The organism is Curtobacterium sp. MCPF17_003, assembly GCF_003224385.1.
GTDB classification, from domain to species: domain Bacteria; phylum Actinomycetota; class Actinomycetes; order Actinomycetales; family Microbacteriaceae; genus Curtobacterium; species Curtobacterium flaccumfaciens.
This window is the reverse complement of record NZ_QKLC01000015.1, coordinates 57,017-67,485: the sequence shown is the minus strand read 5'-3', so window position 1 is coordinate 67,485 and position 10,469 is coordinate 57,017. Positions and strand designations below refer to the sequence as shown.

9 protein-coding genes are annotated in these 10,469 nt (G+C 70.2%); 6 read left to right on the top strand and 3 right to left on the bottom strand.

The features are described 5' to 3' along the window. Nucleotides 1-56: 56 nt before the first annotated feature. Entirely contained in the window at nt 57-494 is a 438-nt protein-coding gene (locus tag DEJ30_RS14395) for a MarR family winged helix-turn-helix transcriptional regulator (protein WP_110862393.1), read from the bottom strand. Between the two features lie 453 nt (nt 495-947). Between DEJ30_RS14395 and nadE the strand changes: the two genes are divergently transcribed. Next, on the top strand, nt 948-1,775 hold the full coding sequence (gene nadE / locus DEJ30_RS14390) for an ammonia-dependent NAD(+) synthetase (RefSeq protein ID WP_110862399.1): 828 nt from the start codon (nt 948-950) through the stop codon (nt 1,773-1,775). A gap of 176 nt (nt 1,776-1,951) precedes the next feature. After that, nucleotides 1,952-3,409: an SPFH domain-containing protein gene (locus DEJ30_RS14385; protein WP_110862392.1), complete on the top strand. Its 1,458-nt coding sequence runs from the start codon at nt 1,952-1,954 to the stop codon at nt 3,407-3,409. A gap of 34 nt (nt 3,410-3,443) precedes the next feature. Here DEJ30_RS14385 and DEJ30_RS14380 read toward each other — a convergent pair whose 3' ends face one another. Both DEJ30_RS14380 and DEJ30_RS14375 read right to left on the bottom strand, forming a co-directional pair. Then, entirely contained in the window at nt 3,444-3,833 is a 390-nt protein-coding gene (locus DEJ30_RS14380; RefSeq protein WP_110862391.1) for a hypothetical protein, read from the bottom strand. 70 nt (nt 3,834-3,903) lie between these two features. Then, nucleotides 3,904-4,620, bottom strand: coding sequence for a hypothetical protein (locus DEJ30_RS14375; RefSeq protein WP_146238605.1), 717 nt, complete (start codon nt 4,618-4,620; stop codon nt 3,904-3,906). 270 nt (nt 4,621-4,890) lie between these two features. Between DEJ30_RS14375 and DEJ30_RS14370 the strand changes: the two genes are divergently transcribed. From DEJ30_RS14370 to DEJ30_RS14355, 4 genes are all read left to right on the top strand, one after another. After that, a complete protein-coding gene (locus tag DEJ30_RS14370) occupies nt 4,891-6,951 on the top strand; it encodes an MDR family MFS transporter (protein WP_110862389.1) in 2,061 nt (686 codons plus the stop codon). 64 nt (nt 6,952-7,015) lie between these two features. Further along, entirely contained in the window at nt 7,016-7,609 is a 594-nt protein-coding gene (locus DEJ30_RS14365; RefSeq protein ID WP_110862398.1) for a TetR/AcrR family transcriptional regulator, read from the top strand. Nucleotides 7,610-7,849: 240 nt separating this feature from the next. Continuing rightward, the gene (locus tag DEJ30_RS14360) at nt 7,850-9,187 is read left to right on the top strand and encodes an enolase C-terminal domain-like protein (protein ID WP_110862388.1); all 1,338 of its coding nucleotides are present in this window, start codon (nt 7,850-7,852) and stop codon (nt 9,185-9,187) included. A 45-nt stretch (nt 9,188-9,232) separates the two neighbouring features. After that, nucleotides 9,233-10,468: a sugar ABC transporter substrate-binding protein gene (locus DEJ30_RS14355; protein WP_258369969.1), complete on the top strand. Its 1,236-nt coding sequence runs from the start codon at nt 9,233-9,235 to the stop codon at nt 10,466-10,468. The last annotated feature ends 1 nt before the right edge of the window (nt 10,469 follow it).

Sequence of the window (10,469 nt, the reverse complement as noted above, 5' to 3'; positions counted from 1 at the left end):
AGATGTGTATAAGAGACAGGGGTGGTGCGGGCGGCGCGGGTGGTGCGGTGGTGCGGCTAGCGGGTCGGCGGCGTGAGTTCCGCGGTCACCTTCTGCAGCAGTCGCCGCAGGGTGGCGCGTTCGTCCGCGTCGAGCGGTGCGAGCAGGGAGTCGTCGAGGGCGACCATCGCGTCGGTGAACCCGGCGATGAGGTCGATGCCGGCCTGGGTGGCGTGCACCGTCTTCGTCCGCCCGTTCGTGGCGTCCGGTCGTCGTTCGATCAGGCCACGCCGCTCGAGCCCCTGCAGGAGACTCGAGACGCTGGCCGGGCTGGTGCGGGTGACCTCGGCGATGTCCCGTTGGATGGCGCCGGGGTGTTCCTGCAGGTACCCGAGCACGAACGACTGCTCGTGGGTGAGGTCGCGCTCGCGGACCCACTCCTCGGCGCCCTTGCGCTGTGCCCATCCGATCCACCGCATGAGCTGGAGCGGTGTCGTGAAGTTCGGTGCCTGCATGATCAGGACTCTAACTGTTAGGTATCGAACTGTCAACGGATCCGGTCCGAGCAGTGACCCCACAACGGGGGCATCGAGTGCCGCGCGGGTCCTGGTAACTTGCACAGGAAGCGGCCTCACCAGCCGCCTTCGGCCCGTTCGGCGGGCCCACACATCCCTCGGCTCACCACCGGGGGCGGATCAGCGGCGGACCCCGTCGGAGGAGGAGGCACCGTGCCACACCACGGACGACCCACCGCGATCCCGGCGCGACGAGTTCGTCGTGCCTGACCAGGACGGGCGTCGGCGGGTACCGGCGTCCGCCTCACCGGGTCCGCGACGCGTTCGGGTCGTCGCGGATCCCCGGGGCGGTGGTGATCGGGTCACCGCCGCCCCGGGACCTCGCGGTCGATCCGATCGGCGTCTTCGGGAACCTGCCGGTCCACGGAGCCGGATCGGCGTGATACTGGGGTGGTGCGTGAACTCCAAGCCGCCATCGCAGCGGACCTCAACGTCCAGCCGACCATCGACCCGGAGCAGGAGGTCGCCCGTCGTGTCGGGTTCCTGCGCGACTACCTGCTGACGACCGGGGCGAAGGGGTACCTCCTCGCCATCAGCGGCGGGCAGGACTCCACCCTGGCCGGCCGCCTGACCCAGCTCGCGGTCGAGTCGCTCCGCGCCGAGGGTCACCCGGCGGAGTTCACGACCGTCCGCATGCCCTACCGGGTGCAGGCCGACGAGGACGACGCCCAGCTCGCCCTGCAGTTCATCGCGGCCGACCCGGGCATCACCGTGAACATCGAGCACGGGGTCGACGGGGTCATGGAGGACACCGCGGCCTCGGGTGTCGAGCTGAGCGACTTCGTGAAGGGCAACGTCAAGGCGCGCATGCGCATGGTCGCCCAGTACGCGGTCGCCGGGCAGCGCGGCCTGCTGGTGGTCGGCACGGACCACGCGGCCGAGGCCGTCACGGGCTTCTTCACCAAGTACGGCGACGGCGGCGTCGACCTCACCCCGCTCACCGGGCTGTCGAAGAGCCAGGGGCGGCAGCTGCTCGAGCACCTCGGCGCACCGGCCCGCCTGTACGAGAAGGCACCCACCGCCGACCTGCTCGACGAGCTGCCCGGGCAGACCGACGAGGCGAACCTCGGGCTCACCTACGCCGAGATCGACGCCTACCTGCAGGGACACGACGTGCCGGTCGAGGTCGCCGAGGCCATCGAGTCGCGCTACCGCGCGACGGAGCACAAGCGTCAGGTGCCGGCGACGCCCTTCGACGAGTGGTGGCGTGCGGGCGCGTAGTCGCTGACGCAACCCCGGTCCGGAGGCTCGGTGCAGGTGATCCTGCACCGAGCCTCCGGTCTGTTGTCCCCATCTCTCCACCTCGCGCTCCGGCTGTCCGCATGCGCTCCTAGGATGGGAGCCAACGGAACAACAGATGCGGAATCCAGGCTGACGCCTGGTCCGGAGGGGGAGTCATGGAAGTCCTGTTCGCGCTCGGAGCCGTCCCGCTGGTCATCGTGGGGATCATCGTCCTCGCCGTGATCGCGCTGATCTACGCCAAGGTCGTGTACCGCAACGCCGGTGCCGACGAAGCGCTCATCATCACCGGCAAGCGCTCCCGCAAGGTCAAGAACGCCGACGGCACCGAGACCGTCGAGTCCGGCATCAAGGTCGTGCTCGGCGCCGGCGTGCTCGTCCGCCCCTTCTTCGAGAAGGTCGCGAAGCTGTCGCTCAGCTCGCGTGCGATCGACATCAACGTCAACGCGCAGGACTCCCGCGGTGTCACCATCGACGTCGAGGCCGTCGCGCTCGTCAAGGTCGGCGAGACCGACGCCTCGATCCGGGCGGCCGCGCAGCGGTTCCTCGGGCAGGAGAAGAAGATCGACGACTTCGCGCGCGAGGTCCTGTCCGGTTCGCTCCGCGCCTCGATCGGTGCGACCGACGTGTCGACCATCATCCGCAAGCGCGACCAGCTCACCGTCGCCGTGCTCGACGTCGCGAAGGACGCCCTGCACAGTCAGGGGCTCGACGTCGACTCGTTCGAGATCAAGGGCATCTCGGACCGCAACGAGTACATCAGCGACCTGGGCCGTGCCGAGCGTGCACGCGTGCGACTCGAGGCCGAGAACGCCGAAGCCCAGGCCGACCGTGAAGCGCGAGAAGCCCGCGCGACCGCCGACCAGGCGATCGCCGAGGCCGAGAACACCCTGGCCATCCGTCGTGCGGCGCTGCAGCTCGACGCCGACCGCGCTTCCGCCGAAGCCGCTGCCGCCGGGCCGCTCGCCCAGGCCCGTGCGGCGCAGGGCGTCGTCGAGCAGGAGCAGATCACCGCGCAGAAGCGTGCCGAGCTGCGCCGTGCCGAGCTCGAGTCCGAGGTCTCCGCCGTCGCCGAGGCCCAGGCGCGCAAGACGCGCGTCGAAGCCGAAGCCGCTGCTGGAGCCCAGGTCGAGACCGCACGCGCCCAGGCCGAGGCCCGCCGGATCTCCGCAGAGGCCGTCGCGGCCGAGGCGAAGGCCGAGGCGGACGCCCGCAAGCTCGCCGCCGACGCCTCACGCGCCGAGGGTGAAGCCGCCGCCGACGCGATCCGTGCGAAGGGTCAGGCCGAGGCCGACGCGACCAAGGCGCAGGCCGACGCGCTCGCGCAGCACTCCGAGGCCGTCCTCCGGGTCAAGGCGATCGAGACGCTGCCGAGCATCGCCCGCGAACTCGCCGCACCGATGAGCAACATCGACACGCTCACCGTGGTGTCCTCCGACGGCGCCGGTGCGCTGTCGAAGAGTGTCGTCAGTCAGTTCAGCGAGGTCGATGCGTTGCTCGGTGCCACCGCCGGGTTCACGCTGAGCGACATCGTGAAGAGCACCACGACAGGGCAGGCCGCTGCCCGCGCCGTCGTGCGCGAGCAGCCGGTGCCCCAGGTCGAGCCGGCCGAGTAACCGAGCGGGTGCCTGCAGCGGGCGCGACGGGGGATCAGCCCTCGTCGCGCCCGTTCTCGTTCTGCGGGTCGCGCTGCTGTGCGCCGGCGTCCTCACGCTCGTCCGCGAGCCGCTGCTGCCAGACGACACTGCGGGCCGCGCCCGAGAGCACGTCGTCGACGCTGCGACCGCTCTGGGCGGCGAGGGCGCCGCTGAGCCCGGCGGTCAGCGTGCCGCCGGCCGACGCGAGTCGCTCGACGACCTCCTCCTGCCGCGGGGTCAGTGGTTCGTCGACCAGTTCGTCGATCGTTTCGCGGATGTTCTGCTCGCTCGCGTCCAGTGCCGCCTCGTCGCCGGACTGCAGGGCTGCTGCCTCTCCGACGACGACGAGACCGAGGCGCGCGGCGTCGTCTTCGGGACGCGGGGTGCGGTGCTCATCAGTCATGCGGTGGACCGTACGCTCCGGTGCGCTGCGCTCCCTGGACAGATGCGTCCCCCGGCGCGCGGGCGGGCCGTCAGGCGGCCCAGCGGCGGAGCAGCCACTCGGCGGCGGCGACACCCTCGCGCCGTTGGAAGTCGCGGATGGTGGGCATGTTCGGCGGTGCCGGGGGCAGGGCGTGCTCGAAGAACAGCCCGGCGAGCCCGGCCAGCACAGCGTCGATCGTCGCGGCGGGCACCCCGGCGAAGACGGGGTGCGTGGCGAGGTGGTGTTCGACGTCGTCGTCTTCGCCGCGGACGAGCGTGTCGAGCAGGTAGGTCAGGGGGTCGAGCCAGTGCGCGCCCACGCTCGCCCAGGGCCAGTCCACCACCCAGACGAGCCCGGCGTCGTCGACGAGCAGGTTGTCCGCTCGGCAGTCGGCGTGCACGAGGTGTTCGCCGTCGACGAGTGCAGCTGCCCCCGAAGCCGCGCGGGCGATCGCGGGGCCGGCTCCGAGGATGTGCGGCGGGATGACCTCGGCGACGCGGACGGCGTTCGAGTCGTCAGCCAGCATCCGGTCCCAGGCGCCGAACTCACCGCGCAGGTCCTCGGCGATACGGGGGAGCGCCGCCAGCCCGTCGGTCGCGAGCGGCAGTGTGTGGAGTGCGTCGAGCACGGCCGTCGTGTCCGATCCGTCGAGGTGCCTGCCCGGGTGCTGCCCAGCGACGTCGTCGAGCACGAGCGCGACCCAGTCGTCACGAAGGCTCGTTGCCCCGCCGCGGTGGTCACCCGGTCGGCGCTGCCGGGAGACCACCCGCCCGCCTGGGACTCGGCGGTCAGGACCGGACCGCCCAGTACCCCCTCCACCTGCTCCCGCAGCGTCGTCGGTACATCGGTCCAGGTGGTTCGCCCCATGCGCCGACGGTACCTGAGAACCCGTACACGAACGTGCACGCTCGGCAACTTTGCGCTCGCAGCAAAGGTGCTGTCGGTGTAAAGTTGCAGAGCCTGCAAGGTCGACCCTCGATCGGGGTGCCGACCAGGCCGACGACCACCACGCCACATCCCCTGTGAGGAACCCCGCATGTCCACTGCCACCGCACCCGTCGAGGTGTCGCGCGGACGACAGGACTCCCCGGCGAGCACGCCGGGCAAGCCGATCATGTCGCACCGCCAGATCCTGCTCGTCATCTACGGCCTGATGGCGGGCATGTTCCTGTCGTCGCTCGACCAGACCATCGTCGGCACGGCGATCCGCACGATCGGTGACGACCTGCACGGCCTCGACCAGCAGGCCTGGGTCACGACTGCCTACCTGATCGCGTCGACCATCACGACCCCGATCTACGGCAAGCTCTCCGACGTCTTCGGCCGTCGCCCGCTCTACATCTTCGGCATCGCGGTCTTCATCCTCGGGTCGCTGCTCTCGACCCTGTCGACGTCGATGACCATGCTCGCCGCCTTCCGCGCGTTCCAGGGCATCGGTGCCGGTGCGCTGATGTCGCTCCCGCTCGCGATCATGGGCGACATCCTCGCGCCCCGTGAGCGGGCGAAGTACCAGGGCTACTTCCTGGCGGTCTTCGGCATCTCGTCCGTGATCGGTCCGCTCATCGGTGGCCTGTTCGCCGGCGCGAGCTCGATCGTCGGCATCACCGGCTGGCGCTGGGTGTTCCTGATCAACGTGCCGATCGGCGTCGCCGCGCTCCTCATGGTGATCGCGTTCCTGCACCTGCCGAAGTTCGGCGAGGCCAAGGCCAAGCCGCGCATCGACTGGTGGGGCGCGACCTCGGTCATCGTCACGCTCGCGCCGCTGCTCCTCGTCGCGGAGCAGGGCCGCACGTGGGGCTGGGCTTCGGCCAGCGCGATCGCCTGCTACGTCATCGGTGCGCTCGGCCTCGTCGCCTTCCTGGTGATCGAGACCCGCATGCAGGACGACGCGATCATCCCGCTCAAGCTCTTCCGCTCGAGCACGTTCTCGATGGCGACCATCCTGGGCTTCCTGGTCGGCTTCGCGATGTTCGGCGCGATGCTCACCATCCCGCTCTACCTGCAGATCGTCACCGGCCTGACGCCGACCGAGTCCGGCTTCGCGACGCTGCCGATGATCGGTGGCCTGATGATCGCCTCGATCGCTTCGGGGCAGATCGTGGCTCGCACCGGCAGGTACCGGATCTTCCCGGTCATCGGCACGGCCCTGGTGTCGCTCGGCTACGTCGTCCTGACGTTCATGACGATCGACAAGCCGCTGTGGTTCCTGATGATCGGCATGTTCCTGATCGGCCTCGGCCTCGGCCAGCTCATGCAGAGCATCACCCTGGCCTCCCAGAACTCGGTGCAGCCGCGTGACATGGGTGTGGCGACGTCGTCCGCCACGTTCTTCCGCCAGATCGGTGGCACGCTCGGCACCGCCGTCCTGCTGTCCGTCCTGTTCTCGCTCATGCCGACGAACATCCTGCACGCCACGGCGGACGAGTCGAACCTCGAGCCCGCCCTCAGTGCGGCGCTCGACCCGGAGGTCGCCAGCGCGAAGGCGAACCAGGGCGTCATGGACCAGATCTGGGACCCGATCGTCACCCCGCTCCAGCAGCAGGTGCAGTCCGGCCTCGACACCGCCACCGACCAGGTGACCCAGGCCACCGCCGGGGCTCCCGACGCCGTGCAGCAGCAGGCGCTCACCGCCGCCGCCGAAAAGGCGCACGCCAGCGTGCAGGACGGCCGGCTCGTGGTCGACTGGTCGGACTCGGCGCAGCGCACCTACTGGGTGGACCAGCTCGCCCCGGAACTGTCGAAGCAGATCGACAAGGGCGCGAATGACTCGAGCGACTCGAACGCCGAGACGAGCGACACGTCGTACCTCAACGGTGCGGACGCTGCCCTGACCCGGCCGTTCATGTCCGGGTTCAACGCCTCGGCCGTGACCGTCTACTGGGTCGGCTTCGCGGTGATCCTGCTCGCGTTCGTCCTGAGCTTCTTCTTCAAGGCGCCGCCGCTCCGCAAGAGCTCGGCCCTGCAGGAGCAGGCGGACGACGCCGGCACCGCCGACGACCTCGAGGCGCAGGCCGTGCGGGCTGCGGACACGATGGGCTCGCCCACCGCCCCGGTCACCGGTTCGATCCCCGTCCAGGGTGGTCGGTCGCAGGTCTGAGTCACGCCGGGCCTCTTCGTCGCAGGACGCGGAGGCCCGGCACCGCGCGAACCAGGAGCAGCACGTGCACCAGCCGACCACCACCGAGGCCACCGCCCTGACCGACTGCGGCCTGCGGGAGCGCAAGAAGCAGCAGACCCGGTCCGCCATCCACCGGTCGGCGCTCGCCCTCGTCACCGACCACGGGCTCGCCGGGGTGACCGTCGAGCAGATCTGCGCGGACGCCGGGGTCTCCCCGCGGACGTTCTTCAACTACTTCCCGTCGAAGGCCGACGCCGCCCTGGGGCTGCCGGTGACGACGGTGCCGGACGAGGCGCGTGCGGTGTTCCTCGGTTCCGAGGGCCCGCTCGTGGCCGACCTCTGTGACCTCGTCGCGCAGACGGTCTCCCTGCCGGCGGACCGCCAGCGCATGAAGGAGCTCGTCCGAGCACGCCCCGAGATGGTCCCGGCGATGCTGCAGTGGATGGCCCACGCGCGCCAGACCGTGCTGGCGGTCGCCGCCGAGCGGGTCGGCGAGGACACCGGGCGGACCGCGACCACCCTCGTGATGGCGGCCGTGATCGAGTCCGCCCACCGATCGGCGGACGGCTCCCGCGACGAACTGGCTGCGCGGCTGCGCGCGGTCGTCGGGGAGATGGGGCGGCTCGCCGCCGCCTGACCAGCGTGACCATCGTGTCGTCCCCGGCGCGGGGCGACCACGGCCTGGAGGCGCGGTGCGGGTCCGACCCGCACCGCGCCTCCAGGCCGTGGTCGCGTCCACACCGTCGCGCCGTCAGTCATCGGACGGTTGCGCGATGACTTTCGCCAGAACAGCAAGAACAAGCCTCTTGACGCGCAAGACATCGGATGTTTTGATTGCACCATTCGGTCGACGGAGACCGGACGGCAGGAGACACAGATGAGCCGCATCACCGGTCTGCACGTGCACGACATCCGGTTCCCGACCTCGCGCGAGCACGACGGGTCCGACGCCATGAACCCCGCACCCGACTACTCCGCCGCCTACGTCGAGATCACCACCGACGCGCTCGACGGCCTGGTCGGCACCGGCTTCGTCTTCACCATCGGCCGCGGCAACGAGGTGCAGGAATCGGCGATAGCGGCGCTTCGTGGACACGTCGTCGGTGCCGATGCCGAGGCCGTCCTCGCCGACATGGGCGGCACCTGGCGCGCGATGGTGCACGACTCGCAGCTGCGGTGGCTCGGCCCGGAGAAGGGCGTCATGCACATGGCGATCGGCGCCGTCGTCAACGCCCTGTGGGACCTCCGGGCGAAGCGTGCGGGGCAGCCGCTCTGGGCACTGCTCGCCGACCTGAGCCCCGAGGAGCTCGTCGACCTGGTGGACTTCCGGTACCTGACCGATGCGATCACCCCGGCCGAGGCGCTCGAACTGTTCCGCGCCGCCCGACCGATGCGTGCCGAACGCCGAGCCCGCCTCGAGCGCGAGGGCTACCGCGCCTACACGACGACCCCGGGTTGGCTCGGCTACGACGACGAGAAGCTCGCGCGGCTGTGCCGGGAAGCGGTCGACGACGGGTTCACCCAGATCAAGCTCAAGGTCGGCGGCGACGTGGGCGAGGACGTCCGCCGGATGGGCATCGCCCGCGCCACCGTGGGCCCGGACATCCGGATCTCGATCGACGCGAACCAGCGCTGGGACGTCGACGAGGCCGTGGCGTGGATCGAACGACTCCGCCCCTTCGACGTCGCGTGGGTCGAGGAACCGACCAGCCCGGACGACATCCTCGCCCACGCCGAGATCGCCCGGCGCATCGCCCCGATCCCGGTCGCGACGGGGGAGCACATGGCGAACCGGGTGATCGCGAAGCAGTTGATCCAGGCCGGTTCGATGTCGGTGCTGCAGATCGACGCCACCCGGGTCGCCGGGGTGAACGAGAACCTGGCGATCCTGCTCCTCGCCGCCAAGCACGGCGTCCGTGTCTGCCCGCACGCCGGCGGGGTCGGCCTCTGCGAGGCGGTGCAGCACCTGTCGATGTTCGACGCGGTCGCCCTGACCGGCGACCTCGACACCCGGTGCATCGAGTTCGTCGACCACCTGCACGAGCACTTCGTGACCCCGGTCGACGTCCACGACGGCCGCTACTGGCCGCCGACCGCGCCCGGTGCCGGCACCGAGATGCGCGCCGACACCCTGACCACCCACGCGTTCCCGGACGGCCCGGTCTGGGCCGAGCCCGATCCCGATCGGGTCCCGGACGCCGTCCGGGTCGCCTGAACACCCCACCGCACACCCCATCACCACGACGAAGTGGAGACACCGATGCAACGACGACGCACCGCCGGGCTGGCGGCAGCAGCAGCTGCCGTGCTCGTGCTCACCGGCTGTTCCGCTGGCAGCAGCGCCAGCGACGGCCAGTCCGAGGACTCCCTCACCTGGGCCATGTGGATCGCCGGGAAGGAGGACAAGGCCGCGTGGCAGAAGGTCGCCGACACGGTCAAGACCGACGACGACGTGGACGTCTCGATCCAGGGCTCACCCTTCAACGACTACTGGACCAAGCTCCGCACCCAGCTGTCCACCGGCACCGCACCCTGCATCGTGAGCATCCAGTCGCTCCGCGCCGCGAACTACACGGACGTTCTCGTGCCGATCGACGACATGGCGAAGAAGGCCGACCTCGACCTGAGCGAGTACGACCAGACCGGGCTCGACGGGATGCGGGTCGACGGCAAGCTCTACGGACTGCCGTACGACACCGGCCCCATGGTCATGTTCTACAACAAGGACATCTTCGAGAAGGCGGGCGTCGACGAGCCGAAGCCGGGCTGGACGGTCGACGAGTTCGAGGACGCCGCGAAGCAGCTCAAGGCCGCGGGCACGCCGATCTGGGGCACGAGCGTCGAGGACATCCCCCTCGAGTCGATGATCCTCGGCTACAACGGCGGTCGGGTCATCGAGGACGACGGCACGCTCGACGCTTCGAACGCGGAGTTCGCCGAGGGGCTCGACTGGATCGGCGGTCTGGTGAAGGACGGCTACGCCACACAGGCGAGCACCGACGGCTCCACCGACGACAACGCGTTCGTGTCCGGTGACGTCGCGATGTACAGCGACGGCCCCTGGTCGATCATCAGCCAGAAGGCCAAGGTGAAGTTCGACCTGGGCATCACGACCATCCCCTCGGGCACGGACGGACCCAGCTCCTTCGCCGCCGGGTCGGGGTTCGGCATCTCGAAGCAGTGCAAGTACCCCGAGCAGGCGTTCAAGGCCATCACCACGATGACGAACGAAGCCACGCTCACCTCGCTCGCCGAGCAGGGGCGCGCCTTCCCGGCACGCACCGCGGCGCAGCAGGCCTGGTACGACAACGCCGGCATCGACGGGGTCGAGGACGCCCTGAAGACCGGACTCGAGAACGCGACCCCGTTGCCCGGCAACAAGCAGAGCGACCAGCTCAACCAGCTCTTCGCGCAGTACGCCCTGCAGGCGGTGAACGGACAGACCTCCGGCAAGGAGACGATGTCGTCCATCGCGAGCCAGCTCGGCTCGCAGTGAC